Origin of the sequence: Flavobacterium sp. LMO6 (assembly GCF_009495795.1) — a bacterium.
GTDB lineage: Bacteria > Bacteroidota > Bacteroidia > Flavobacteriales > Flavobacteriaceae > Flavobacterium.
In genome coordinates this window covers 431766-456502 of the sequence record NZ_WIBH01000001.1, presented here as the reverse complement: position 1 = coordinate 456502, position 24737 = coordinate 431766, and the positions used below count along the sequence as shown (strand labels likewise).

Below are 24737 nucleotides of genomic sequence, written 5' to 3'. Positions count from 1 at the left end.
ACGATTTATAATTTGTTATTTATTGTTCCAAACAATAAAAATCAGGTGCAAAAATACATTTTATAATACTAAAGTTAAAACTTTGTTGTTATATTCTATGTAAACAAAATTTCTTTACTATTTTTACAGCTTAAATAGAATTTTATGGCATCATCATTTGAAAATTACAACAAGCGACGATTAATTTCGTCTTACTTTTCAGTAGTTTTAAGTATTTTTTTAGTTTTATTCCTATTGGGAACTTTAGGTTTATTCGTTATAAATTCTAAAAAAATATCAAATGATTTTAAAGAAAATATTCCCATGACTGTTTTCTTTAAAAATGAAGCTAACGACAGCGTCTTAAATGCATTTGACGTGGAAATTAAAAATTCTATGTTTATAAAAAACTATGCATTTGTTCATAAAGATAGTGCTGCAAAAAACAATGTCGATATTGTGGGAAAAGACTTTATGGAGTTTTTAGGTTTTAATCCTCTTCAAAATTCTTTCGACATTCATTTAAAAGGAGATTATGTTGTTGCAGATAGTATAAAAAAAATAGAACGAACTATTCGTAAAAACGAAATGGTTTCTGAGATTATCTATGACAAACAATTGGTTGATTTAGTAAACAATAATGTAAAAGAAATTAGTTTTTGGATTTTGATTATTAGTGGCATTTTAACAATTGTTGCCATGCTTTTAATTAATAGTTCTTTACGTTTATCTGTTTATTCACATCGATTTACCATCAAAACCATGCAAATGGTAGGAGCTACTAAGTCTTTCATTAGAAAACCTTTTATTTGGACAAGCATTAAACTAGGATTAGTTGGTTCTGCCTTGGCTATTTTATCTTTGTTGGGATTGGTTTTTTATGTGGATAAAGAATTTCCAAGCTTAGGAATCGCAAAAGATTATGTCGCTATTGGAATTGTAGTTTCGGGCGTTTTTATAGTTGGAATTATAATCACTTCTATTAGTACGTATTTTGCAACACAACGTTTCTTAAATTTAAAAACAGACGATTTATATTAATTTTCAGTATACAATTTATAGTGTTCATTGAATTAAAAAAAATAAAAATGGAAAATAATAACAAGCCCGAATTTCTTTTTGATAAAGTAAATTATAAAATTCTTTTAGTTGGTTTAGCTGTAATTGCTACTGGATTCATTTTAATGAGTGGCGGAGGAAGCGAAGATCCTAATGTTTTTAATGAAGAAATTTTTAATTTTAGAAGAATTCGTTTAGCACCAACTGTTGTGTTAATTGGATTTGGAATTACAATTTATTCGATTTTAAAAAATCCTAAAAAATAGTGTTCGGTATTCAGTTATTAGTAAGCTGGTTTTGCTAATCACTAGTCACTATTTACTAATTACTAATTATTACAATGAATACACTTCAAGCTATTATTCTTGCTATAATTGAAGGAATAACCGAATTTTTACCCGTTTCTTCAACAGGACATATGATTATTGCTTCTTCCTTTTTTGGAATTGCAAGTGATGATTTTACAAAACTTTTTACCATCGTAATACAATTAGGAACCATTCTTTCAGTAATTGTTTTATATTTCAAACGCTTCTTTCAATCGCTTGATTTTTATTTCAAATTATTTGTAGCTTTTATTCCAGCGGTAATATTTGGATTATTACTTAATGATTTTATAGATAGTTTATTAGAAAATCCTATTACTGTTGCTATTTCATTAGTAATTGGGGGAATTTTACTTTTAAAAGTAGATGAATGGTTTGGAAACGAGGAAGGAACCGAAATTTCATACCTAACCGCATTTAAAATTGGATTATTTCAATGTTTAGCAATGATTCCTGGTGTTTCTAGAAGTGGTGCAAGTATTGTAGGCGGTATGTCGCAAAAAATATCCAGAACTACCGCTGCAGAGTTTTCTTTTTTCTTAGCAATACCTACTATGCTTGGCGCTACAGTTAAAAAAATATACGATTATAATAAAGAAGGATTTGTGCTTTCAGACGATCAAATTAATTTATTAATAATTGGTAATGTAGTTGGATTTATTGTTGCCTTAGTTGCTATAAAATCATTCATTGGATTTTTAACAAAATACGGTTTTAAAGTTTTTGGTTATTACCGAATAGTAGCCGGAATTGCGATTCTTCTAATTCATTTCTTTGTTCAAAAATTAACTATTATCTAATGACGACAGAAGAAATTTTAGAAGGCAAAGTTATTCTGATAGACAAACCATTAAAATGGAGTTCATTTCAAGCCGTGAATAAACTAAAGTATGCGCTGATAAATGAATTGAAACTTCCTAAAAAATTCAAAATTGGTCATGCCGGAACATTAGATCCATTAGCAACTGGTTTGTTAATTATTTGTACCGGAAAATTTACAAAAAGAATTACCGAAATTCAGGCACAAACCAAAGAATATACTGGAACAATTGTGCTTGGAGCTACAACTCCATCATATGATTTGGAAACAGAAATTGATGCTACCTTTCCAATAACTCATATTTCCGAAGCATTAATTTTAGAAAATACTAAACAATTTATTGGCGAAATCGACCAAAAACCTCCTGTTTTTTCTGCAATAAAAAAAGACGGAAAGCGATTATATGAATCGGCTCGTGCTGGAATTGAAGTGGAAATTTTAGCAAGAAAAACTACAATTTATGAATTTGAAATTACTAGAATAGAGTTGCCTGAAGTTGATTTTAGAGTTACTTGTAGCAAAGGAACTTATATTCGTTCTTTAGCATTTGATTTTGGTTTAGCATTACAATCTGGTGGGCATTTATCGGCACTTCGTCGTACAAAAATTGGCGATTATGATGTTGAAAATGCAATTTCTCCTGATGCTTTTGAAAAATCGCTTCAAAATGAAAAATAAAATTTTATTTCTATTTTTTGTTTTATTTCAACTTAGTTTTTCACAAACTAAAAAAGACACATTAATTGCTGTTCCAAATCATTTAGCTGCTTCTAATAAATCATTTTCTGAAAAAAAATTTTACGAATCTCCTGAAAGTGAATCTGCCGATGGTGGAAATTACATGCAATTTGATGTTACAATTCCTCTTCGAGGAAACAAAACCTATGGAGAAATTGATGCTAATGGAAACCGAAGTGATTATTGGTTTTTACCCGATGGAATTGGGGCCAAATTTGGATATGGAGTACACTATAATAAATGGTTTGGAATTGCTGTAACTTCTGGTATTGACTGGCTAGGATCAGACAAATTAGTTGCTGTTCCGTTATATGCAAACTTTAGATTAAGTCCTAAAGTTGGAGAAGAAACGCGGATTACTTTACAATATGGAATTGGAAAATCTTTTGCAATTGGTAGAGGTGATTTAATGGGAACCTATCAAAAAATTAGTTTGGGATTAGAAAACACTGATGGTATTAGTTTATTTGTTGAAATTAACAATCATGGTTACAAACTAAGAAATAATATAGACGAAGTATATAGTATAAGTATTGGAATTGCTTTAGTATCTTTTTAAAATGAAAAAAATTATTTTACTTTTAATTTGGTTTTCTTTTTATGGTTTTTCTCAAAATGTAAAACTAAAAACAGGTGATCTTTTATTTCAATCGATGAATTGTGGTCCTCTTTGCGAAGCTATTAACGAAGTTACCGAAGGTCATCAGGGAAAAGATTTTAGTCATATAGGAATGGTGTACATCAAAAACGACTCTATTCTTATTATAGAAGCTTCAGGAAAAAATGTAAAAATTACACCTTACGAAACCTTTAAAACCTACACAACAGAAGAAATGTTCGTTGGAAGATTAAAACGGAAATATCAAAAATATATTCCAGAAGCAATTGTGTTTTCGTTACAACAAGTTGGTGTTCCTTATGATGATGAATATCTATATAATAATGGTAAATATTACTGCTCGGAATTAATTTTTGATGCATTTTTGCATTCGTACAAAAAACCATTATTTGATTTGTATCCGATGACTTTCAAGTCACCAAAATCAAAAGAATATTTTAAAGTTTGGGCAGAGTATTATGAAAAATTAAAAATGGAAATTCCGGAAGGTCAATTAGGTTGTAACCCAGGCGGAATTTCCACTTCTGATAAATTGAATATTATTGGAACAATAAAATAAAATTTCAATATTAGGAACACAGATTGAAGAAATTTTAAAAATTACTTAAATTTCTATAATCTGTGTTCCAAAAAAAATCAACTTAAAACTTGCTCATGCATTTGTACAATTTCATTTTGAGTTGAAATTCCTTTATCGTGTAAATACCATTTTTGCAATTCTATTTTAGCTGTTTCATCAATTACGCCATGTTCTAATTTATAATCAGAAATTAATTGCTTTGCTCCTTTTGGTCTTGGACCCCAATCTGAAATTATTTCTAAATTTTCAGCATCTAACATAATCAATTTAGGAATTGCTTTTCCGCCATTCGTTAAAAAACGCTGCATTAAAGCATCATTATCGTCACGTAAAACAATTTTTAAGTCAATTTTTTCAGACACTTCACTCATTTTATTTATGATTGGTAAAATCTGAGCCGCATCGCCACACCAACCTTCTGCAATAACCAACCAAATATAATTTCTATCTAAATTCTCTAATTTAAATTTAACTTCGTCAATAATCGCAATTGTTTTTTCTAAACGATTCATTCGTGTTTCGTTTAATTCTGAAAAATGTAACAAATTTTCTGATTGAGTATGACCTGTAGATTGCCCAATTGCAATTAATTGAGCTACATGTTTTCTATAATTAGCATAAGAAAAACTATTTTCTAATGCATTTTGTATTGTATTTATCATCTTGTTAACTTTATTATGCAAATTTAGTTTTAATTTTGGCAATTAAATGTAAGCTATGTTACATATCGATTTAACTTCTAAATCAACTGGTTTAGCGCTTTCGGGTGGTGGATCAAAAGGAATTGCACATGCAGGCGCATTACAATTTTTAACAGAACAAGGCTTAAAACCATCTTGCATTGCTGGTTCGAGCGCTGGAGCAATTGTTGGTGCTATGTATTCATTTGGCAAAGAGCCTCAAGAAATTTTAGAATTTTTTAAATCCATTTACTTTTTTCATTGGAAACATTTTACTTTTAAAAAAGCCGGTATTGTAGATTCTGATTCATTTAAAGAATATTTTAGCGAAATATTTGGGGAAGTAAAATTAAACGAATTGAGAATTCCTACATATATTACAGCAACCGATATGATTAAAGGAAAATTAAAAATTTTTAATCAAGAAACCAAAGTGGTTGATGCCGTTTTAGCTTCAACAGCTGTTCCTGGAATGATTTCGCCATACGTAATAAATGGAAAATTATACAGCGATGGTGGAATTTTAAATCATTTTCCTGTAGATGTATTGCAAGGAAAATGCGAATCTATTATTGGGGTTTATGTAAGTCCTTTACAAAATATTGAAGCAAAAAATCTAAATTCTATTAAAGCTGTAACCTACAGAGCGCTTGAATTATTGACTGCATATTCAAATTTGCAAAAATTCAATCATTGCGACTGGATTATTGAACCTAAAAAATTAGCAGATTTTAGTACATTTGAAACCAATATATCTAAAATGGATTTGATATTTGAAATTGGCTATAATGAAGCAAAAAATAGTTTTAAAAATTTAGGCTCATAAATGTTAAAAACATATTTTTTAGAAAAAAGCTATTTAACTATATTTGCATCGGAATATTTTTAAAAAATAGTTCAAAAACAACTATAACAACATATATCTGAATAAAATCAGATTAAACAACACAAAAAATGAAGTACAAAAGAATTCTTCTAAAATTAAGTGGCGAAGCTTTAATGGGTGAAAGACAATATGGTATTGATCCGCAACGTTTAGCTGAGTATGCCTCTGAAATAAAACAAATTCATGATAAAGGTGTAGAAATTGCAATTGTAATTGGCGGTGGAAATATTTTTAGAGGTGTTGCAGGTGCTAGTAATGGTATGGACAGAGTGCAAGGAGATTATATGGGAATGCTTGCCACTATAATTAATGGAATGGCATTACAAGGCGCTTTAGAAGAAGCAGGAATGCAAACCCGTTTACAAACAGCGTTAAAAATTGAAGCAATAGCAGAACCTTATATCAAAAGAAAAGCTACTCGTCATTTAGAAAAAGGAAGAATTGTTATTTTTGGTGCAGGAACAGGAAATCCTTATTTTACAACCGATACTGCCGCTGTTTTAAGAGGTGTTGAAATTGGAGCTGATGTAATTTTAAAAGGAACTCGTGTTGATGGTGTTTATACTTCTGATCCTGAAAAAAATGCAGATGCAGTTAAATTTGATTTTATTTCATTTGAAGATGTACTAGCAAAAGGATTAAATGTTATGGACACAACAGCTTTTACCTTAAGTCAAGAAAATAAATTACCTATTATAGTTTTTGATATGAATAAAGATGGGAATTTATTAAAAGTGTGTAATGGCGAAACCATTGGAACAACGGTTACAATATAATTTAGAATTCAGATTTTAGAATTCGAAAAATAAAAAATTTATACAATGACAGAAGAAATTAACTTTATTTTAGACAGTGCAAAAGAAGCTATGATAGGTTCCGTTGCGCATTTAGAGAAAGAATTTTTAAATATTAGAGCAGGAAAAGCTTCACCTCAAATGTTAGGTGGTGTTTTTGTAGATTATTACGGATCTCAAACTCCGTTATCGCAAGTTGCTAATATTAATGCTGCCGATGCACGAACTTTAACAGTTACACCTTGGGAAAAAAATATGTTACATCCTATTGAAAAAGCAATAATGATTGCTAATTTAGGATTAAACCCAATGAACAATGGAGATAATATCATTATCAATATTCCTGCATTAACAGAAGAAAGAAGACGCGACTTGGTAAAACAAGCAAAATCAGAAGCTGAAGATGCAAAAATTGGAATTAGAAATCACCGAAAAGATGCTAATTCTGATATTAAAAAGGAAGAAAAAGAAGGAACTGCCGAAGATATTTGTAAAAAAGCAGAAGAAGACGTTCAAAAATTAACCGATTCTTTCATCAAGAAAATAGATGAACTTTTAGCCGTTAAAGAAGCTGAAATCATGAAAGTATAAATTTAAGTCCCGATTAACACTCGGGATTTTTTATTTTGAATATATTTGTACAAAATCAATCTCTTCATGAAATATTTTTGGCTTTTCTTGAGCTTAATTATTACCAACAGTTTTGTTGCGCAAACCAAAATTAAAGGACAAGTTATAGACTTTGATACAAAAGTTCCTATTGCATTTGCTTCCGTTACGTACAACAATACAAAATTCAATACCGATTGGGAAGGGAAATTTTTAGTAGAAGTCAACGATTTTAAACTACCTATAAAAGTTAACTTCAAAGGGTATTATGAAAAAATAACGTATCCACAACCAAAAAAATTCAATATTACAATTAAGTTAGTAAATGACTTAAACGAAAAAAAAGCTGAAATTTATACAGAAAACAATGTAAACAACATTGTAAAAAAAGTAATTGAAAACAGAAAATTAAACGATCCCGAAAAAGGATTATCGAGTTTTCAGTATAAAAACTATGAGTATCTTCAAGTAACAGCAAATCCAGATAGTATTGCATCAAAAATTGACACTATATATAAGAAAAGACTATTCAGAAAACCAATAATAAAATTGGATTCAACGAATTACAAATTCAAAAAATTTTCTGAAAAGCAGCATTTATATCAAACAGAAAAAATAAATTTAATTCAGCACAATCAATTTCAAAATAAAGAAACGGTTTTAGCATCAAGAATGGCAGGTTTTAAACAGCCTGTTTATGAATATCTTGGACTTAAACTAATTTCATATTCCGTATATGAAAATCCATTCGAAATTTTAGAAATTCCAGTTCAAAATCCAATTTCTAATTTTGGTCGAAAATTATATAATTACAAATTAATAGACACCGTTACAATTGATGGAAGAATAGCTTATAGAATTTATTTTGAACCTAAAAAACTCAATACAAATCGATTAAGAGGATTGTTATATATAGACACCGTAAACTATGCTATTTGTAAAGCTTATTTCCGTATTTATGGCGTTGTAAATATCAATGCTACTTATACATTTGATTATAAAAAAGATATTGATATTTGGTTTCCAAAAAACAGAAAATTTAAAGTGTCTAAAGGTAACAATCATGAAGACATTAAACTTTTAGGAGGTACTATAAAATTTAGTTCTGATTTAGATTTAACGGAAAGTAAAAACGCAACAGATCAAGCCTATGTTTTAATAGAATCTACTCCTTTTGACATTGAAATAAACAAATCTATTGTCATTTCAAAACCTAGGGTAAAAATTGATGTTCCTAAATCGAGTTTATCACAAGAAGAAGATTACTGGAATATTTTTAAAAATGATTCACTAGATAAAAGAAAACTTAGAACATATACTTCAATAGATAGCTTATCGCTTTCTGAAAAAATAGAACACAAATTATTTTTAGGAAGAAAAATCATTAACGGCTACTTTCCTGTTTCAATATTCGACATCGATTTAAGAAGTATTATAAAATATAATAATTTTGAAGGTTTTAGATTAGGATTAGGCGCCGTTACTAATTCTAAACTATCTGAAAAATACAAAGTCGCTTTTTATGGCGCTTATGGTTTAAAAGATGAAGCATTTAAATTTGGAATTACACCTTCTTACCTATTAGAAACTAAATCTGAAACCTGGATAAGTGCCTCTTATATCGATGACATTAGTGAGATAGCTCAAACCAATTTTGTTACTGATTCTCGAAGATTTAAAATCTATGACCCTAGACCCATAAATATTTCTACTTTTTACAACAACAAAATGAGTTCTGTTTTTGTAGAGAGTAAGTTTTTACCTAAAACATCCAGTTATTTTGGAATTTCTCATAACCAAATTCAACCACTTTTTGATTATACCTTTATAAACGATGATAAATTGTATAGTAATTATACTATTACGGCAGTACAATTGGCTTTTCAATGGAATCCTTTTAGTAATTATATGCAAACACCTATGGGTAAAATTGAATATGAAAAAAAACATCCAAAATTTTCACTTCAACTTACCCAAGCTTTGCCAAACGTATTAGATAATGACTTTACTTTTTCTAAAATAGATTTTAAAACCTATTACGAATTGCCTTATTTGTCAGGACAAAAAAGTTCTATATTATTGCAAACCGGTATTGCTTTTGGAGATGTGCCATTAACACATTTATACAGTATTGTTCCAAATAATTTAAATCGTGATGCCATTTTACAACGTATAACAATTGCAGGTAAAAACAGTTTTGAAACAATGTTCTTTAACGAGTTTTTCTCTGATAAATACGCATCATTACAATTAAAACACACTTTTAATAAAGTGCGCCTTGGTTATAAAATTAATCCCGAATTTACTGTTGTAACCAGAATGGCAATAGGTTCAAACAACAAGAACAATCAACACCTTGGAATTGGTTACAAAACTCTTGAAGATGGTTTTTTTGAAAGCGGTGTTGAATGTAATAAAATTTTTAAAGGATTTGGTTTAGTTGCTTTTTACCGCTATGGACCAAATCAACTAGCCAATTTTGATGACAATATAGCCATTAAAATTTCTTATTATTTAGATTTAGGATTTTAAATTTAACGTAAAAATTACGCTCAGGACCAATATTTTAAGCAATATTCCTTACCTTTGCACCCTAATTTTTGAGAAATGTTAAAGTGGTTAAGCACTAGTTTTTGGGATTATATTGCCAGTAGAATTTTAAGAAATCGAATTTTTTTATTAGTTCTTGTCCTACTTTTTACCGTTTTTATGGCTTTTCAGTGGAAAAACATGCGTTTTACCTTTACTGAAGCTAACTTATTACCTGACGATCACGAAGTAAACATTGAATATAATTCGTTTTTAGATAAGTTTGGTGAAGAAGGCAACTTAGTTGTTCTTGGTTTTAAAGACGAAAAATTCTTCAACGAAAAAAACATAAAAGCTTGGGAAAAATTCATCTCCGAAATTAAAAAAGACAAAGCAGTAGAGCTAACATTGTCTATAGATGACTTAAAAGTATTACGCAAAGACACACTTAATAAAAAATTCAACCTTGTTGCTTTTATTAATAACGATAGTATTTCAGACCCTTACTTAAAGCAGAAAAAAACTGAGTTTTTTAATAATTTACCTTTCTATGAAGGCATGCTTTTTAATAAAGAAAGTGGCGCTGTTCGTTTTGCTATTTACATGGATAAAAAAATAGTAAATACAAAAGCAAGAAAAGAATTTATTGAAAAATATTTAAGTAACGAAAAAATTGCAGCCTTTGAAAAAGAAACGGGCTTAGATCTTCGCGTTTCTGGAATGCCTTATATTAGAACATTAAATGCAAAAAGCATAATTGATGAAATTGGATTGTTTGTTGGTGCTGCTTTAGCCATTACTTCCTTGTTGTTTTTCTTCTTTTTTAGAAGTATGCGCGCTACATTAATTTCAATGACTGTTGTAATTATTGGAGTAATGTGGTCTTTTGGAACACTTGGACTTTTAAATTATGAGATTACAGTGTTAACAGCAATTATTCCTCCATTAATAATTGTAATTGGTATTCCAAACTGTATTTTTCTTATTAATAAATACCAACAAGAAATTAAAAACCATGGTAATAAAGCCAAGTCGTTAAAACGAGTAATCTCTAAAGTTGGAAATGCTACTTTGTTAACCAATTTAACTACAGCAGCTGGTTTTGGTACTTTTATTTTTACTGACAGCAAACTGCTTAAAGAATTTGGTGTAGTAGCTTCATTAAATATCGTTTTTTTATTTTTACTATGTCTATTAATAATTCCTATTGCATACAGTTACATGCCAATGCCAAAAGAGAAACACTTGGCGCACTTAGGAAAAAACTATATGGCATCGTTTATAAATTGGATTGAAAACACAATCAGACATCATAGAATTGCCATTTTTATAGTTTCAATTTGTATTTTAGTTTTGGGGATAATTGGAATTTTCCAAATTAAAATTTCGGGAAGTATTATTGAAGATATGCCTAAAAAAGCACCTTTTTTCAAAGATATCATATTCTACGAAAAAGAATTTAATGGTGTAATGCCATTAGAAATTGTAATTGATACTAAAAAACCAAAAGGAGCTTTAAAAACAGTTACATTAAAACGAATAAACGAACTACAAGAAACTATAGAAGAAATCCCTGAATTATCTAAACCCGTTTCGGTTGTTAATTTAGTAAAATATGCTAATCAGGCTTTTTATAACGGAAATCCCGATTTTTATGATTTACCAAATTCTAAACTTGAAGAAGCTTTAGTGTTAACTTATGTAAAAAACTCAACTCAAAAAGGAAATGAAAACATGCTAAAAAGCTATGTTGACAGCACCGGTCAGTATGCTCGTGTTACCACTTTTATGAGAGATATTGGAACAGATAAAATGAAAAAAATTGAGGAAAGATTACAAGATAAAATAAATCTTATTTTTCCAAAAGAACGTTATACCGTTTCCATTACTGGTAAAGCTTATGTTTTTGAAAAAGGAACGCACTATTTAATTGGTAATTTAGTTCAATCTTTATTATTTGCTATTTTATTAATTTCTTTTTTAATGGCCTTTATGTTCCGATCTTTCAAAATGATAATTGTATCGTTATTGCCAAACATATTACCCTTAATAATGACAGCCGGATTAATGGGGTATTTTGGAATCCCAATTAAGCCATCAACTATATTAGTATTTAGTATTGCATTCGGAATTTCAGTTGATGACACCATTCACTTTTTAGCCAAATATCGCCAAGAATTAAAAGCTAATAATTGGAAAATAAAAAGATCTGTTCATAGCACGGTTAAAGAAGCCGGAATAAGCATGTTTTATACATCGGTAGTCTTGTTTTTTGGATTCTCGGTATTTACACTTTCTAGTTTTGGTGGAACTGTAGCTTTAGGAGGATTAGTAGCCACAACTTTATTATTTGCTATGTTATCAAACCTAATTTTACTACCTGCTTTATTACTATCATTAGAAAAAACAATTGCTAATGAAAAAGAATTTCTTGAACCTACTTTAGATATCTTAGCAGAAGATCTTGAAGAAGATAATTCAAATGAAAAATAATATATTTTTTCTTTAGTGTTATCTTTGCCTAAGGAATGAAAGAACCATATATTAAACCAATAAGTCCTATATAAATATTGAAATTTTATGTAGGTTTGTATTTTAAAATAAATAATTGAAATGAAACACTCAAAAATCATAGACCTTTTAAACAGCACAAAAATAGTACATGAAGTAACTACAAAAGGTTGGGTTAGAACATTTAGAAACAATCAATTTATTGCGTTGAACGATGGTTCAACTATTCATAATATTCAGTGCGTTGTAGATTTTGAAAACACACCAGAAGAAACTCTAAAAAGAATTACTACAGGAGCAGCAATTTGTGTTACCGGAACTTTAGCTGAAAGTCGTGGTGCAGGTCAAAATGTAGAAATCCAAGTTACTAAATTAGAAGTTTTAGGAGATAGTGATGCGGAAAAATTTCCTATGCAACCAAAAAAACACTCTTTAGAATTTTTAAGAGAAAATGCGCATTTACGTGTGCGAACTAATACTTTTGGTGCAATTATGAGAGTGCGATCTGTACTGTCATTTGCTGTACACCAATATTTTCAAGAAAAAGGGTTTGTATATGTAAACACTCCTATTATAACAGGTTCTGATGCTGAAGGAGCAGGAGAAATGTTTAAAGTAACTGCTTTACCATTTGATGCTACTCCAAGAACAGAAGAAGGCAAAGTAAATTATAAAGAAGATTTCTTTGGAAAAGAAACGAATCTTACCGTTTCAGGACAATTAGAAGCAGAAACTTACGCTATGGCATTAGGACAAGTGTATACATTTGGACCTACATTTAGAGCAGAAAATTCGAATACTTCTCGTCACTTAGCCGAATTTTGGATGATTGAACCAGAAGTTGCTTTTAATGATTTAGCGGATAACATGGATTTAGCGGAAGACTTTATTAAATATGTTATCAAATATGCTGTTGAAAAATGTGGCGATGATTTAAAATTCTTAGAAGGAAGATTAATCGACGAAGAAAAATCTAAACCGCAAGCAGATCGTAGCGAAATGAATTTATTAGACAAATTAAATTTTGTTTTAGAAAACAACTTTAAGCGCGTCTCCTATACGGAAGCTATTGATATTTTAAAAGACTCGACTCCAAATAAAAAGAAAAAATTCCAATACATTATTAATGAATGGGGTGCTGATTTACAAAGTGAGCACGAACGTTTCTTAGTTGAAAAACACTTCAAATGTCCGGTAATTTTATTTGATTATCCAGCAAAAATTAAAGCATTTTACATGCGATTAAACGACAATACAGAACCAGGAAAAGAAACAGTTAGAGCCATGGATATTTTATTCCCAGGTATTGGCGAAATTGTTGGAGGTTCTCAAAGAGAAGAGCGTTACGATGTATTAGTTGAAAAAATGAAAGCCTTAGGAATTGACGAAGAAGAATTATGGTGGTATTTAGATACTAGACGATTTGGATCGGCTGTTCACTCAGGATTTGGGTTAGGTTTCGAAAGATTAGTGCTTTTTGTAACAGGAATGACAAATATTAGAGACGTAATTCCTTTTCCTAGAACGCCAATGAATGCTGAATTCTAATAATTAGGTTATAAGTTTAAAAGGTTAAGAGTTTATAAGGTTTGAATCTCTTCTAAACTCTTAAACTATAAACTCTTAAACATAAAAAAAATGCTTAAACACAGTTTACAATTCAAATTATCACAAAAATTATCGCCTCAACAAATTCAGTTGATGAAGTTAATTCAATTGCCTACGCAAGCTTTTGAACAACGTCTTCAAGAGGAATTAGTTGAAAATCCTGCTTTGGAAGAAAGTAGTAAGGAAGATAATTACGAAGCTGATGATTATGAAGTAAATACAAATGATGATGATTACGACGATTACGATAATGAACATATCGACACGCAAGACATCAACATTGATGAATATTTAAGCAACGACGAAACTCCAGATTACAAATATCAAACCAATAATTACAGTGATGACGATGACGATAAGTCACTACCATTTGCTGCTCCGGTTAGTTTTCATCAAGATTTAATAAATCAGCTTAATACTTTTATTTTAAGTGATGACGAACGCGATATTGCCGAATTTTTAGTTGGCAGTATTGATGATATGGGATATATCAGACGTACTATTCAAGATATTGTTGATGACATGGCCTTTACTCAAGGTATTTATACAGATGAACCAACAGTAGAGCGAATATTACATTTAGTACAAGAATTAGAACCTGCTGGTGTGGGAGCAAGAGATTTACAAGAATGTTTATTATTGCAATTAAAACACAAAACACCTTCAGATTCAATTACACTAGCAATCAACGTAATTAATCAACAGTTTGATGCATTTAGCAAAAAACACTACGATAAATTATTACAAAAATTTGATGTTAATCAGCAACAATTAAGAAAAGCTATTGATGAAATTGAAAAACTAAATCCAAAACCAGGAGGCAGTTTTGATGGTAATCAAAAAATGATAGAACACATAGTTCCCGATTTTACGATTCGAATTGTTGATGGCGAATTAGAACTTTTGTTAAACGGAAGAAATGCACCAGAATTGCACGTTTCTAAAGATTATCAGGAAATGTTGCAGAGTTATAAAGACACTTCTGAAAAATCGAGTTCGCAAAAAGATGCCGTTCAATTTATAAAACAAAAATTAGATTCGGCAAAATGGTTTATTGATGCTATAAAACAGCGCCAAGAAACACTATATGTGACTATGAATGCGATTATGTTTTATCAGCAAGAATACTTTTTGGACGGAGAAGAAACCAAACTTCGCCCAATGATTCTAAAAGATATTGCCGACATGGTTGGTTTAGACATTTCAACCGTTTCTCGTGTAGCAAATAGTAAATATGTTGATACACCTTACGGAACAAAATTAATTAAAGAATTCTTTAGCGAATCGATGACTAATGATCAAGGAGAAGAAGTTTCTACTATCGAAATTAAAAACATCTTACAACAAGTAATTTCTGAAGAAGACAAAAAGAAACCTTTACCAGATGATCAATTAGCCGAAATATTAAAAGAGCGAGGTTATCCTATTGCAAGAAGAACCATTGCGAAATACCGAGAGCAATTAGACATTCCTGTTGCCCGTTTGAGAAAGAAAATTTAAGGCCAACAATATGGATTTAAAAAAAATATTACCTGTTTTTTCTTATATTTTTCATCCCATATTTGTTTCAATTTATGGTGCTTTATTTTACTTTTTAATTACCCATTCCTTTTTTTATAATTCTCAAATTATAGTTACACTAGTTCAAGTAACTATATTAACATTGTTGTTACCAATATCAATGTATTTTTTATTTAGATCATTAGGCGTTGTAACTTCTTTTACAGAAGCCAGCATAAGCGAAAGAAAAATGCCAATTGCTGTACAAGCCATTTTATTATTTGTATTAATAAAATTTAGTGTTTCTAAAGATACCGTTACCGAACTGTATTTCTTTTTCTTAGGCGGATTTTTTAGCAGTGTAATTGTGTTAGCAAGCGTTATTTTAAAATTTAAAGCTAGTTTACACATGATTGGAATTAGTGCTTTAACGTGCTTTATTTATGGCTTAAGTATGTATTACCAAATGCCATTTGTAAATCTTATTTCTTTTTTTATTGTTTGTATGGGATTAGTGGCTTCATCACGTTTGTATATGAAAGCTCATACCTATATAGAACTTATAGCAGGAATTATTATTGGAGCTGTACCACAGGTGTTTTTGTATCAGTATTGGTTATAGGAGTACTAATCAGCACTTCACAAAAACAAACTTCTTAGTATCTAAAGTAATATAAATAGTAAAACTTTCTATATTGAAGAAAGAATACACCTCATCATCTGAATAATGATTGATTAAACTAAAATAAGGAGAAAGTGCTTTTAATTCATATTCATTATTTTTAACTTTGGTTATTTCAAACACCTTAGTTTTAAAGGATTTATTTTCATCAATAACAACTTCTACAAGTCCATACTTTTCTTTATTATTTTCAAAAGCAATATCATTGCTTGAAATTTTAAAGGTAATCAAGTCAGGGCCAGGGCTTTCATTCTCTCTTTGAAATTTCATATCTAAAAGACAATTTTCAAAAGATTTAGCATTATAAAAGTAATTAATAGACAAAATAATTGTTATAATAAATAAAAAACTAAATATGTAATTATACATACTATTTCTTTTTAAGAAATTTGAAAATGACTCTTTACGACCAAAATATAACCACCTAAATAAAGCTCCGGGGATTTCAAGCATAATTTCAATTAAAAAGCCAAAAATTAATTCGATTATAATCATTTAACTACAAAATATAAAACATCAAACCAATTTTCAAAGTCGTCATATTATTTTCAGCAGCAGTTTTACTTTTATCAAAAAAAGGATTTAAACCGTAATGAATGTATGCATTCCAAGTATTAAAACCAAAAGTTAAATACGACGCATATTGAAACTTGTTTAAGATGTCATTTATATTCTCTGTTCCTGAACCTAAATCACCATCATATTGAAACCTGCCATCAACAAGATAACTTGCCATAAAACCTCCATAAATTCTCCAAAATTTATGACTTTCAGGAGTTGCATTACGCCAACGAATTTCTAATGGCAAATCGATATAATGGAGTAAAATTCTACTTTTAACAAGTTGAAAATTAGGATCATCAGAAATGGAAGATAAATCAATAGTCTGCTTTAAATCATTAAACGAATAACCAATACCTGGCGCTATAGACCAATGTCTGTTTTTTGAAATTGGAAAATCTCTTAAAAAACCAGCTGATAAACCTGTTGAAAATGAATATTGATTAAAATTATCAGGTTTTTTTTGAAGTAAATTATACGAAATAGATACATAAAACTGATCTTCTCTGAAAAGAGAATCTACAACGGGTTTAGTTTCTTGTTGAGAAAAACCAATTAGAGTATAAAACACAAAAAAAAGAGATACAAATAGACGCATTATTTTTTTTTATAAAAATAATAAAAAAAAGGCACGCTATTGCGTGCCTTTTTAATTTTATAAATAAAAAATACTATTCAACAGGGTTTCCTTGTGCTGTTGTATAATTTACTTTTAATTGATTTATTTTACGTAGCTCTAATTTGATTGCGCTTACTAATCCCATTTTAACATGTTTGTCAATTTTTAATGACGCAGTAAGGTATTTTTCATCTTCAGAGTTACGCTGTGCTCTTTCTGAAATAATAAAATTTCTGATATCAGCTGGTGAAGCCATTTTATCTGCTAATTGAATACGATCAGAAGATCCTAAAGTAGCACGATATCTTTCACTTGGTTTTCCAGCATATACATACATTACATATTGCTTTTTATGCAATTTAGCGGTTTGATTCGCTTTAGGTAATGTATTATCAATTTTTAAATCGCTATCTTTCATTGTAGTAGCCGTCATGAAGAAGAACAAAAGCATAAATACAATATCAGGTAAAGATGCAGTTGAAATAGCAGGAAGATCACCCGATTTTTTCTTTTTAAATTTAGACATACTTTCTTTCTATTATATTAATTATTTTTTTGGTTCTGCTTCTGAAAGTCTCATTGGATATAATTCTTGAATTTTTTCCACTTTCGGTTTCAAATCTTCTACTAAACCTTCGGTTGCTTTAGAAGCTGGATCATTGTAAATATATTCCATTTCTGTAAAAGTCATACCGTAACGCTTCTTACATTCTTTATCTCTTAAAAAATTATATGCTGCAACTAATTCATTTTGAACAGCAATATATGTTTCATAAGATGTTTGCCCATCATTGTTTAATGAAATAACCGCATCTCCAGGGCTATCTGAAGAAAGTGGATCTTTTCTTCCATTACAATAAGCACAAGTTCCGTTTCCATTATTTTCAAGAAAATCAATTGCAGTTTGTCTTAAATCTTCAAGTTCAACTAGTTTCTCTTCAACAAGTAACTGATTGTCTTTATTTACTAAAACTGTTAAAATATTTCTATCATTAATTGGCGGAACAGGCGGGTTTTCTTCCCAACGAGGCAACAAACGATTAATACCTTGATCTACTCCAATAGTAGTAGTAACCAAGAAAAAAATCAAAAGCAAGAAAGCAATATCTGCCATAGAACCGGCATTTACTTCAGGTGGTAAACCTCTTCCTTTTCTAGCCATAATTATTTTTTAATTTTATTAAATCCTGTCCAAAACATAGTACCTATTGCAGCAACAGCTAACAAATAGAACGTATTTAAACCTGTACTAACCCATTTTGAAGTGCTTTCTGAAGCTAGTATTTCATTACTTGATGGAGATTTAACTTCTGTACCATCTGCCAAAATAAATGAAATTAAAACTACTCCTAAAAATACTCCAATTGAGATTAACGTTTTTTTCAAATTCTCTTTATTAGAGAATAAATTCTTAAATATATAAATCAATACTACTACTATACAAGCAAGTAGAATAACATATGATAAATATATAAGAGGTGAAATCCAACTATTGTCTTCGCTATCACTTGTAGCCATTAAGCCTCCTAAGGCAACTAAACTTAATATTGAAATTACAATAGCTGCTATTTTTGTTACTTTGTGTAAATTCATAACAGTTATATATTTATTAATTATTTTTTGCTGTAATCAGATAACATATCTACTAAAGAGATAGATGCATCTTCCATATCATTAACGATTGAATCAATCTTAGCTGTGATATAGTTATAAAAAATTTGTAAAATAATAGCAACAATAAGACCGAATACGGTTGTTAATAACGCTACTTTAATACCTCCTGCAACTAAAGATGGCTCCATAGATCCAGCAGATTGAATTTGGTCAAACGCTTCAATCATACCAATTACAGTTCCCATGAAACCTAACATCGGTGCTAAAGCGATAAATAATGAAATCCAAGAAACGTTTTTCTCTAATTGACCCATTTGAACACCACCGTAAGCAACGATAGATTTTTCAGCTGAATCTAAACCGTGAGAATAACGATCTAAACCTTGATAGAAAATAGAAGCTACTGGACCAGCAGTATTTCTTGCTACTTCTTTAGCAGCATTAACACCACCAGAATTTAAAGCGCTTTCTACTTCACTAATTAATTTTTTAGAATTTGTAGAAGATAAGTTTAAGTAGATAATTCTCTCAATAGCAATTGCTAAACCTAAAATTAAACAGATTAATACAATTCCCATGAAAGCAGGACCACCTTCAATAAAACGTTTTTTCATTCCTTGAGTAAAAGTAACTTCTTCAGCTGCAGCTTCGTCAGTTGTTGCTGTTGCTTCGTCAGTTGTTACTTCTGTAGCAGTTGAATCAGCTACTTGTTCTGTAGCAGTTGCTGCCGTTTGAGTTGAATCTTGAGCCTGAACATTTCCAAAAGTCATAAGCCCCGTGATTGCTAAAATAGAAAATAATCTTTTCATCGCTTTTGTTCTTAAATTTAATTAGTTAATTGGGTTTAAAGATATAAAAATATTTATAAATTTTTAAAATTAATATCTTTCTGCAGAGAGGAAGGGATTCGAACCCTCGATACCCTTGTGGAGTATACACACTTTCCAGGCGTGCGCCTTCGACCACTCGGCCACCTCTCTATTGAAACAATACTCGATTTTAAAGGTGCTAAATAACGCAAAAAATCTCATGTATAAAAATTTTAAGTGTTATTTTTAAATCATTTCTCCTCTGATTTCACTTTCAAATAAGGTCTTAAAGATATTATGTGGCACATTTTGACCTAACAAATACATTAATTTTGTAATAGCAGCCTCTGTTGTTATGTCTTTTCCAGAGATTACTCCTATGCTTTTCAATTGTGTACTGGTTTCATAATTTCCCATAGAAACACTACCTCCACTACATTGAGTAACGTTAATTACATGAATATTATTGTTAATAGCCTTTTCTAAAATTTGTACAAACCAATCTTCTGTTGGTGCGTTACCTGAACCATATGTTTCTAAAACAATCCCTTTTAAATTAGGAATGGAAAAGAAAGTAGATAAAACATTTTTATTAATACCAGGAAAAATCTTTAAAATTGCCACATTGTCATCAAAATTAGTATGCACTTTTAGTTTTTGGGCCGATTTTTTCTTAAGAATAATATCGTTATTTACTTTTAAATGCACTCCAGATTCTGCTAATTCAGGAAAATTAGGCGACGTAAACGCATTAAAATGTTCGGCGCTTATTTTTGTAGTTCGATTACCTCTATATAATTTATATTCAAAATACAAACACACTTCTTGTATAACCGGTTTGTTCTTGTTTTGAAGTGAAGCAACTTGAATAGCCGTAATTAAATTTTCTTTTGCATCGGTCCTTAAATCGCCAATTGGTAATTGAGAACCTGTAAAAATGACTGGTTTTAACAAGTTTTCTAACATAAAACTCAAAGCAGATGCGCTATACGACATTGTATCGGAGCCATGTAAAACTACAAACCCATCAAATTTAGAATAGTTTTCCTCTATAACTTTAGCCATTTTTTGCCAGTTGGAAATATTCATATTAGAAGAATCTATAGGAATATCAAAAGAATAAGTTTCAATTTGGCAATCTAATAAATGTAGTTCGGGTATTCTGCTTAACAACTCATTAAAATCAAAAGCCTTCAGAGCTCCAGTTTTAAAATCTTTTACCATTCCGATGGTTCCACCGGTGTAGATTAAGAGTATTGTAGGTTTATGAGATGTCATTTGTATATTTCAATTTATTCACAACAGGATTAGCATACATTGCCAAGAAACCTTCTCTCATAGTTTCATTATTGGTGTCTATTCGCATTTCTAATCTTCTTTCAAATAATTGACGTTCTTTTTCGTCATATAAGTGCGCAAATTTATTTGTTGTATACAAAATATCATATGCAATAAAGTTAGTAGGCCATAACTTATACGTTTGTAAAATAGAATCGTCTATTACATGGGCTAAGGCCTGAATTTGCTTATTATTATTGTCGTTTTCAGCTTTTATTTTTTCAAACTCGTTTTCTAAAACGTCGCCTACATGTATATGAATACGTTTCTTTTGCCCAATAATACCACTTAATAAAGTAATAAAATCTTCGTTTTTTTCTTTTATATAAACCTCATCTTTAGAAAGCGCTAATAATTGAGGCATTTTCAAAGCATCTGTTGGATCGTATTCATAAGAAATAGAAACAGGAACAATTTTTAACTTCTTTAAAAAGTCCATACAACTTGATTCATCAGACGCCATGGCAATCATTTTTAAAACACCTTGATGGGTGGCATCATTGCCATCTTTAGTTCTACCTTCTCTTTGAGCAATCCAAACAGAACGATTTTCTTTAGATAACAAATGATACATGTATTCTGACATTAACTTAGAACTTTGCAATAATTCTCTTGGTGACAAACCTCTTTGCACTAAAAAGTTTCTGTTTAATTTTGATAATTTAAGTAGAAAATCTTTTTGAACTAAGTTATCTCCAATTGCTGAAGCTGTCATTACCAATCCATGATCAAATAATGAAACATTTAGCAAAGAAGTATCTAAAATAATATCTCTATGATTTGAAATAAATAAATAAGAGGTATTAGGTTCTAATTTTTCAAATCCGGAAGTTGTTAAGCCTTCTGAACTTCTTTCTAAAACACGTTGTATTGACTGATAAACAAAATTAATTTGAAAATCTCTTATAGAATGTGTTTTACTTAATTGTTCTTTCCAAACATTTTCATCAACATCTGGAAATGTAAAATCCATCATGGCCTTCATCATAGGATGATGTAATGAAGATTTTAAAACTTCATTTACTTCTGAATCATAATAAGGACGAATAGAATCGAATTTTGACATATTTATTTTTAAACAATGCACAAAAGAACAAAATTTTTATGAATTGTACTTTGTTTTTAGGTTAAATTCCAAAAATGTGTTTTGAATTTTCGGTGGTAATTCTTGCAATTTCTTCTATTGGCATTTGATAAATTTCGGCTAATTTTTGTGCAACTAATACTGTATAACTACTTTCATTACGTTTTCCTCTATGAGGAACAGGCGCTAAATAAGGCGAATCTGTTTCTAAAACGATATATTTTAAATCGATTTGATTTAAAAATTGATCTATTTTTCCGTTTTTAAAAGTAGCAACACCTCCAATTCCTAGTTTTAATCCCAGTGAAATTGCTTGTTGGGCTTGTTCTAAATTCCCAGAAAAACAATGAAATATTCCAAATAACTTATCGTCTCTTTCGCTTTCTAGCACTTCAAAAACTTCATCAAAAGCATCACGACAATGGATATTTATGCCTAATCCGTGTTTTTTAGCTAACTGGATTTGATATTTGAATGCTTGTTTTTGAATCTCTAAAGTTGTTTTATCCCAAAACAAATCAATTCCGATTTCGCCTACTGCATAAAATTTTCTTTTAGTTAATTCTGTTGCAACAAAATTTAATTCAGCTTCATACGTTTCTGGTTTTACATAACAAGGATGCAATCCCATCATTAAAAAAACATGTTCTGGAAATTGGCTTTCCACTTCATACATTCTTTCAGCATAACTCGAATCTATTGAAGGCACAAACAAGCGTGACACTCCAGCGTCAAAACTTCGTTGCATCATTTCTGCTCTATCTTCACTAAACTGAGACGAGTATAAGTGTGTATGCGTATCGGTTAATATCATTCGTATAAAATTCAAAGTGCAAAGTTAGAATAAAAGAATTAAGATTAAAGAAATAAGTATTAAGACTGAAATAATGCAACTATTTTCTATTTTTGAATTATGGAAGATTTACAGGATTTTTTAAAAGGAAAAAAATATAAAAAAATAAAATTTACGGTGTTAAAAACACAGCATTTATTAATCAAAGGAAAAGTAAACGGAGTTAAAGGCAACTTTATTTTAGACACTGGAGCTAGCAATAGTTGTGTTGGGTTTGATAGTATTGAACAATTCAAATTAGATGCTCAATTTTCTGAAACCAAAGCGGCTGGTGCTGGTGCTACTGGGATAGAAACACAACTAGCAAAAAACAATGAAATTAAATTAGGAAGATGGAAAAACAACAACCTTCATTTAATTATTTTTGACATGAGTCATGTAAATGAAGCTTTGATACATTACAAAACCAAACCTGTAGATGGCATAATTGGTGCTGATATTCTACTGAAAGGAAAAGCAATAATTGATTATAGTAATCATTGTTTGTATTTGAAGTGAGTAAGATCAAAAATCAAGCTCAATTACAATTTCAATCTCAATAATTTGGGACAAAATCAAAAACTTCTTTTCTCTTTTTTAAAACACAAATAGAAGAAATTGGAGAAATTTTAAAAGAAAAAATCCCAAACTCTTTTAGGAATTTAGGATTCTATATTTAGATTCTGAACCAAGTTCAGAATGACAATTAAAGTTCTAATGCTTTTTTCACATTTCCACCCATTAATAATTCTGCTGGGTTTTCTAATGCTTCTTTAACAGCTACTAAGAATCCTACAGACTCACGACCATCAATAATTCTGTGATCGTAAGATAAAGCTACATACATCATAGGATGAATTTCAACTTTTCCATTTACTGCAATAGGGCGCTCAATAATATTATGCATTCCTAAAATTCCTGATTGAGGAGGATTGATAATTGGAGTTGATAACATACTTCCAAAAACACCACCATTTGTAATAGTAAATGTTCCGCCTGTCATATCATCAACAGTAATTTGACCATCACGAGCACGTAATGCTAATCTTTTAATTTCAGCTTCAATTCCTCTAAAAGTTAAGTTTTCTGCATTACGAACAACAGGCACCATTAACCCTTTTGGTCCTGAAACTGCGATTGAAATATCTGCAAAATCATACGCCACTTTGTAATCACCATCCATCATTGAATTCACATCTGGATATAATTCTAAAGCTCTAGTAACTGCTTTTGTAAAGAAAGACATATATCCTAAACCTAAACCATTGTGTTTAGCTTTAAATTCGTCTTTATATTGATTTCTAATAATATTAATTGGTGTCATATTAACTTCATTAAATGTAGTTAACATAGCCGTTTCGTTTTTAGCTGCTACTAAACGTTCAGCCACTTTTCTACGAAGCATAGAAAGTTTAATTCTTTCAGATGCACGATTCCCTCCAGTAGGAGTTCCCATTGACGGAACTGCATTAACAGCATCATCTTTAGTAATTCTTCCACCTTTACCAGTTCCTACAATGTCAGAAGGCTCGATGTTTTTTTCGTCTAATATTTTTCTTGCTGCTGGAGAAGGCGCTTGAGTTGCATACGTTTTTTCTGCCACTGGAGCTGCTTTAACTTCAGCTTTAGGTCCAGAAGCTTCGGGATTAACTACTTTTGCTTCTTCTTTTGCTGGAGCACCACCATCTGGTTTTGCTGCACTTGTATCAATTAAACAAACTACTGCGCCAACAGCTACAGCATCACCTTCTTCTGCTTTTAATGTAATTATTCCACTTACTTCGGCCGGCAATTCTAATGTTGCTTTGTCAGAATCAACCTCAGCAATTGCTTGGTCTTTTTCTACATAATCACCATCTTTTACTAACCATGTAGCAATTTCTACTTCTTTAATTGATTCCCCTGGAGAAGGGACTTTCATTTCTAAAATCATGTTTTTTAGTTTAAAAGTTTAAAATAA

Annotated in this window: 26 protein-coding genes and 1 tRNA gene; 15 read left to right on the top strand and 12 right to left on the bottom strand. The window is 30.2% G+C overall.

The genetic code is table 11. From position 1 onward, the window contains the following. Window positions 1–144 precede the first annotated feature (144 nt). The 6 genes from GFJ99_RS02065 (at window position 145) to GFJ99_RS02040 (ending at window position 4100) form a co-directional block, all read left to right on the top strand. Window positions 145–1020: an ABC transporter permease gene (locus GFJ99_RS02065; protein WP_153207326.1), complete on the top strand. Its 876-nt coding sequence runs from the start codon at window positions 145–147 to the stop codon at window positions 1018–1020. 47 nt (window positions 1021–1067) lie between these two features. Further along, a complete protein-coding gene (locus GFJ99_RS02060) occupies window positions 1068–1304 on the top strand; it encodes a DUF3098 domain-containing protein (RefSeq protein ID WP_008255857.1) in 237 nt (78 codons plus the stop codon). 74 nt (window positions 1305–1378) lie between these two features. Next, entirely contained in the window at window positions 1379–2164 is a 786-nt protein-coding gene (locus tag GFJ99_RS02055; protein WP_008255852.1) for an undecaprenyl-diphosphate phosphatase, read from the top strand. Then, window positions 2164–2862, top strand: coding sequence for a tRNA pseudouridine(55) synthase TruB (gene truB / locus GFJ99_RS02050; protein WP_153207325.1), 699 nt, complete (start codon window positions 2164–2166; stop codon window positions 2860–2862). Before GFJ99_RS02055 ends, truB begins: the two co-directional genes overlap by 1 nt. Then, window positions 2852–3481 (top strand): hypothetical protein, encoded by a 630-nt coding sequence (locus GFJ99_RS02045; protein WP_153207324.1) that lies wholly within the window; start codon window positions 2852–2854, stop codon window positions 3479–3481. Before truB ends, GFJ99_RS02045 begins: the two co-directional genes overlap by 11 nt. Before the next feature lies 1 nt (window position 3482). Beyond that, window positions 3483–4100: a YiiX/YebB-like N1pC/P60 family cysteine hydrolase gene (locus GFJ99_RS02040; RefSeq protein WP_153207323.1), complete on the top strand. Its 618-nt coding sequence runs from the start codon at window positions 3483–3485 to the stop codon at window positions 4098–4100. A gap of 77 nt (window positions 4101–4177) precedes the next feature. Here GFJ99_RS02040 and GFJ99_RS02035 read toward each other — a convergent pair whose 3' ends face one another. After that, on the bottom strand, window positions 4178–4783 hold the full coding sequence (locus tag GFJ99_RS02035) for a thioredoxin family protein (RefSeq protein ID WP_008255843.1): 606 nt from the start codon (window positions 4781–4783) through the stop codon (window positions 4178–4180). 55 nt (window positions 4784–4838) lie between these two features. Here GFJ99_RS02035 and GFJ99_RS02030 point away from each other — a divergent pair, with 55 nt between their 5' ends. The 8 genes from GFJ99_RS02030 to GFJ99_RS01995 all read left to right on the top strand — a co-directional run bounded on the left by GFJ99_RS02030 (window position 4839) and on the right by GFJ99_RS01995 (window position 15860). After that, a complete protein-coding gene (locus tag GFJ99_RS02030) occupies window positions 4839–5627 on the top strand; it encodes a patatin-like phospholipase family protein (protein ID WP_153207322.1) in 789 nt (262 codons plus the stop codon). A 128-nt stretch (window positions 5628–5755) separates the two neighbouring features. Further along, on the top strand, window positions 5756–6463 hold the full coding sequence (pyrH, locus tag GFJ99_RS02025; protein WP_008255838.1) for a UMP kinase: 708 nt from the start codon (window positions 5756–5758) through the stop codon (window positions 6461–6463). 45 nt (window positions 6464–6508) lie between these two features. Beyond that, window positions 6509–7072, top strand: coding sequence for a ribosome recycling factor (frr, locus tag GFJ99_RS02020; RefSeq protein ID WP_153207321.1), 564 nt, complete (start codon window positions 6509–6511; stop codon window positions 7070–7072). Between the two features lie 66 nt (window positions 7073–7138). After that, window positions 7139–9622 (top strand): DUF5686 family protein, encoded by a 2484-nt coding sequence (locus tag GFJ99_RS02015; RefSeq protein ID WP_153207320.1) that lies wholly within the window; start codon window positions 7139–7141, stop codon window positions 9620–9622. A 75-nt stretch (window positions 9623–9697) separates the two neighbouring features. Beyond that, window positions 9698–12112, top strand: coding sequence for an RND family transporter (locus GFJ99_RS02010; protein WP_203228765.1), 2415 nt, complete (start codon window positions 9698–9700; stop codon window positions 12110–12112). A 120-nt stretch (window positions 12113–12232) separates the two neighbouring features. Next, a complete protein-coding gene (gene asnS / locus GFJ99_RS02005; protein ID WP_153207319.1) occupies window positions 12233–13678 on the top strand; it encodes an asparagine--tRNA ligase in 1446 nt (481 codons plus the stop codon). Between the two features lie 90 nt (window positions 13679–13768). Beyond that, on the top strand, window positions 13769–15238 hold the full coding sequence (rpoN, locus tag GFJ99_RS02000; RefSeq protein ID WP_153207318.1) for an RNA polymerase factor sigma-54: 1470 nt from the start codon (window positions 13769–13771) through the stop codon (window positions 15236–15238). Window positions 15239–15248: 10 nt separating this feature from the next. After that, entirely contained in the window at window positions 15249–15860 is a 612-nt protein-coding gene (locus GFJ99_RS01995; RefSeq protein ID WP_153207317.1) for a hypothetical protein, read from the top strand. 9 nt (window positions 15861–15869) lie between these two features. Here the strand turns inward: GFJ99_RS01995 and GFJ99_RS01990 are convergent, their stop codons facing one another. The 10 genes from GFJ99_RS01990 to GFJ99_RS01945 form a co-directional block, all read right to left on the bottom strand. Further along, a complete protein-coding gene (locus GFJ99_RS01990; RefSeq protein WP_162524024.1) occupies window positions 15870–16289 on the bottom strand; it encodes a hypothetical protein in 420 nt (139 codons plus the stop codon). A 130-nt stretch (window positions 16290–16419) separates the two neighbouring features. After that, on the bottom strand, window positions 16420–17079 hold the full coding sequence (locus GFJ99_RS01985; protein WP_153207315.1) for a porin family protein: 660 nt from the start codon (window positions 17077–17079) through the stop codon (window positions 16420–16422). Between the two features lie 73 nt (window positions 17080–17152). Continuing rightward, on the bottom strand, window positions 17153–17626 hold the full coding sequence (locus GFJ99_RS01980; RefSeq protein ID WP_153207314.1) for a biopolymer transporter ExbD: 474 nt from the start codon (window positions 17624–17626) through the stop codon (window positions 17153–17155). A 21-nt stretch (window positions 17627–17647) separates the two neighbouring features. Beyond that, window positions 17648–18262: a biopolymer transporter ExbD gene (locus GFJ99_RS01975; protein WP_153207313.1), complete on the bottom strand. Its 615-nt coding sequence runs from the start codon at window positions 18260–18262 to the stop codon at window positions 17648–17650. A 2-nt stretch (window positions 18263–18264) separates the two neighbouring features. After that, entirely contained in the window at window positions 18265–18693 is a 429-nt protein-coding gene (locus GFJ99_RS01970) for a hypothetical protein (protein ID WP_008255825.1), read from the bottom strand. 20 nt (window positions 18694–18713) lie between these two features. Continuing rightward, window positions 18714–19523 carry a MotA/TolQ/ExbB proton channel family protein gene (locus GFJ99_RS01965; RefSeq protein WP_153207312.1) on the bottom strand — a complete coding sequence of 270 codons (810 nt, stop codon included), beginning with the start codon at window positions 19521–19523 and terminating at the stop codon, window positions 18714–18716. An 83-nt stretch (window positions 19524–19606) separates the two neighbouring features. Continuing rightward, a tRNA-Ser gene (locus tag GFJ99_RS01960) sits at window positions 19607–19694 on the bottom strand. A gap of 75 nt (window positions 19695–19769) precedes the next feature. Then, complete coding sequence (locus GFJ99_RS01955) at window positions 19770–20801, bottom strand: asparaginase (RefSeq protein ID WP_153207311.1); 1032 nt, start codon at window positions 20799–20801, stop codon at window positions 19770–19772. After that, on the bottom strand, window positions 20788–21927 hold the full coding sequence (locus tag GFJ99_RS01950) for a 1-acyl-sn-glycerol-3-phosphate acyltransferase (protein ID WP_153207310.1): 1140 nt from the start codon (window positions 21925–21927) through the stop codon (window positions 20788–20790). The genes GFJ99_RS01955 and GFJ99_RS01950 overlap by 14 nt, the downstream gene beginning before the upstream one ends. 61 nt (window positions 21928–21988) lie before the next feature. Next, window positions 21989–22759, bottom strand: coding sequence for a TatD family hydrolase (locus GFJ99_RS01945; RefSeq protein ID WP_153207309.1), 771 nt, complete (start codon window positions 22757–22759; stop codon window positions 21989–21991). 99 nt (window positions 22760–22858) lie between these two features. Here GFJ99_RS01945 and GFJ99_RS01940 point away from each other — a divergent pair, with 99 nt between their 5' ends. Then, entirely contained in the window at window positions 22859–23296 is a 438-nt protein-coding gene (locus GFJ99_RS01940; protein WP_008255817.1) for a retropepsin-like aspartic protease, read from the top strand. Between the two features lie 187 nt (window positions 23297–23483). Here GFJ99_RS01940 and odhB read toward each other — a convergent pair whose 3' ends face one another. Beyond that, entirely contained in the window at window positions 23484–24710 is a 1227-nt protein-coding gene (gene odhB, locus GFJ99_RS01930) for a 2-oxoglutarate dehydrogenase complex dihydrolipoyllysine-residue succinyltransferase (RefSeq protein WP_153207308.1), read from the bottom strand. Window positions 24711–24737: the final 27 nt, after the last annotated feature.

Excerpts from the sequence above, each read along its gene's own strand:
- truB (WP_153207325.1), top strand. The coding sequence starts at position 2,164 with ATGACGACAGAAGAAATTTTAGAAGGCAAAGTTATTCTGATAGACAAA.
- GFJ99_RS01940 (WP_008255817.1), top strand. The coding sequence starts at position 22,859 with ATGGAAGATTTACAGGATTTTTTAAAAGGAAAAAAATATAAAAAAATA.
- GFJ99_RS01955 (WP_153207311.1), bottom strand. The coding sequence starts at position 20,801 with ATGACATCTCATAAACCTACAATACTCTTAATCTACACCGGTGGAACC.
- GFJ99_RS02040 (WP_153207323.1), top strand. The coding sequence starts at position 3,483 with ATGAAAAAAATTATTTTACTTTTAATTTGGTTTTCTTTTTATGGTTTT.
- GFJ99_RS02030 (WP_153207322.1), top strand. The coding sequence starts at position 4,839 with ATGTTACATATCGATTTAACTTCTAAATCAACTGGTTTAGCGCTTTCG.
- GFJ99_RS01965 (WP_153207312.1), bottom strand. The coding sequence starts at position 19,523 with ATGAAAAGATTATTTTCTATTTTAGCAATCACGGGGCTTATGACTTTT.
- pyrH (WP_008255838.1), top strand. The coding sequence starts at position 5,756 with ATGAAGTACAAAAGAATTCTTCTAAAATTAAGTGGCGAAGCTTTAATG.
- GFJ99_RS01985 (WP_153207315.1), bottom strand. The coding sequence starts at position 17,079 with ATGCGTCTATTTGTATCTCTTTTTTTTGTGTTTTATACTCTAATTGGT.
- GFJ99_RS02045 (WP_153207324.1), top strand. The coding sequence starts at position 2,852 with ATGAAAAATAAAATTTTATTTCTATTTTTTGTTTTATTTCAACTTAGT.
- GFJ99_RS02065 (WP_153207326.1), top strand. The coding sequence starts at position 145 with ATGGCATCATCATTTGAAAATTACAACAAGCGACGATTAATTTCGTCT.
- GFJ99_RS01995 (WP_153207317.1), top strand. The coding sequence starts at position 15,249 with ATGGATTTAAAAAAAATATTACCTGTTTTTTCTTATATTTTTCATCCC.
- GFJ99_RS01950 (WP_153207310.1), bottom strand. The coding sequence starts at position 21,927 with ATGTCAAAATTCGATTCTATTCGTCCTTATTATGATTCAGAAGTAAAT.
- GFJ99_RS01975 (WP_153207313.1), bottom strand. The coding sequence starts at position 18,262 with ATGGCTAGAAAAGGAAGAGGTTTACCACCTGAAGTAAATGCCGGTTCT.
- GFJ99_RS01980 (WP_153207314.1), bottom strand. The coding sequence starts at position 17,626 with ATGTCTAAATTTAAAAAGAAAAAATCGGGTGATCTTCCTGCTATTTCA.
- rpoN (WP_153207318.1), top strand. The coding sequence starts at position 13,769 with ATGCTTAAACACAGTTTACAATTCAAATTATCACAAAAATTATCGCCT.
- GFJ99_RS02010 (WP_203228765.1), top strand. The coding sequence starts at position 9,698 with ATGTTAAAGTGGTTAAGCACTAGTTTTTGGGATTATATTGCCAGTAGA.
- GFJ99_RS01945 (WP_153207309.1), bottom strand. The coding sequence starts at position 22,759 with ATGATATTAACCGATACGCATACACACTTATACTCGTCTCAGTTTAGT.
- GFJ99_RS02015 (WP_153207320.1), top strand. The coding sequence starts at position 7,139 with ATGAAATATTTTTGGCTTTTCTTGAGCTTAATTATTACCAACAGTTTT.
- GFJ99_RS01970 (WP_008255825.1), bottom strand. The coding sequence starts at position 18,693 with ATGAATTTACACAAAGTAACAAAAATAGCAGCTATTGTAATTTCAATA.
- GFJ99_RS02035 (WP_008255843.1), bottom strand. The coding sequence starts at position 4,783 with ATGATAAATACAATACAAAATGCATTAGAAAATAGTTTTTCTTATGCT.
- asnS (WP_153207319.1), top strand. The coding sequence starts at position 12,233 with ATGAAACACTCAAAAATCATAGACCTTTTAAACAGCACAAAAATAGTA.
- GFJ99_RS02060 (WP_008255857.1), top strand. The coding sequence starts at position 1,068 with ATGGAAAATAATAACAAGCCCGAATTTCTTTTTGATAAAGTAAATTAT.
- GFJ99_RS01990 (WP_162524024.1), bottom strand. The coding sequence starts at position 16,289 with ATGTATAATTACATATTTAGTTTTTTATTTATTATAACAATTATTTTG.
- GFJ99_RS02055 (WP_008255852.1), top strand. The coding sequence starts at position 1,379 with ATGAATACACTTCAAGCTATTATTCTTGCTATAATTGAAGGAATAACC.
- odhB (WP_153207308.1), bottom strand. The coding sequence starts at position 24,710 with ATGATTTTAGAAATGAAAGTCCCTTCTCCAGGGGAATCAATTAAAGAA.
- frr (WP_153207321.1), top strand. The coding sequence starts at position 6,509 with ATGACAGAAGAAATTAACTTTATTTTAGACAGTGCAAAAGAAGCTATG.